The sequence below is a fragment of the Syntrophales bacterium genome (assembly GCA_026417625.1).
Lineage (GTDB): Bacteria > Desulfobacterota > Syntrophia > Syntrophales > UBA8958 > JAOACW01.
The window spans coordinates 1-662 of sequence record JAOACW010000024.1; the positions used below are offsets into that span (position 1 = coordinate 1).

A 662-nucleotide genomic window follows, 5' to 3' on the forward strand; every position below is an offset into this window, starting at 1 on the left:
ATATTAAACCAATCCCTTATGATAAAAAGAGATGAACTTGGATTAGGGCCTGGACATATTATGGAAGAACAGAAAAAAGAGATCATACAGTTTATTCATGATAAAATAAAAGAGGGCTATAAAATAACAGCCATTCTACATAACCTCGGCATCAAACGTTCAACCTATTATTCCTGGCTTAAACAAAAGGATAATAATAAAAAGAACAATAAGACACTCACCTCCTATGAAAAACACCTCATAGAAGAAACAAAGGAAAAATACCCCCACTTAAGACACAGACAGATTCAGGGTATAATCCAAAACAACGGGGTCTATATATCGCCTACCTCGGTATATAAACATTTAAAGTCCCTCCATATGATAGAGCCCTATGACAGAAGACCCTCCCCCTTAAAAGTACCGCTGTACAATATATATAGAAGAAACCTCCTGTGGGGGTGTGACTGGTCAAGACTTCTTCTCCCGCTTTATAATCGCCTATGATATACAACCTTCAATAAATGCATCCCATGTAAGGCATATATATTTAAAGGGTCTTAAAAACCAGGGTATTAATAAAGACCATTTACCTGAGCTAAGGGTGGATAAAGGCTCTCCCAATACATCTCTTATAACAAAGGAGTTCTTTGAGATAATGGGGGCAGATCTAAGCCTGTCTC

At 37.3% G+C, this 662-nt stretch carries 2 protein-coding genes; one reads left to right on the forward strand and one right to left on the reverse strand.

Annotated elements, in window-relative coordinates; translation table 11 throughout:
• On the forward strand, positions 1-486 hold a 486-nt coding region (locus N2317_08835), incomplete at its 5' end, for a hypothetical protein (protein MCX7817590.1).
• Here N2317_08835 and N2317_08840 read toward each other — a convergent pair.
• Positions 481-662, reverse strand: a 182-nt coding sequence (locus N2317_08840; protein ID MCX7817591.1) for a hypothetical protein, incomplete at its 5' end; no start/stop codon positions are given. The two genes, N2317_08835 and N2317_08840, sit on opposite strands and share 6 nt — an antisense overlap.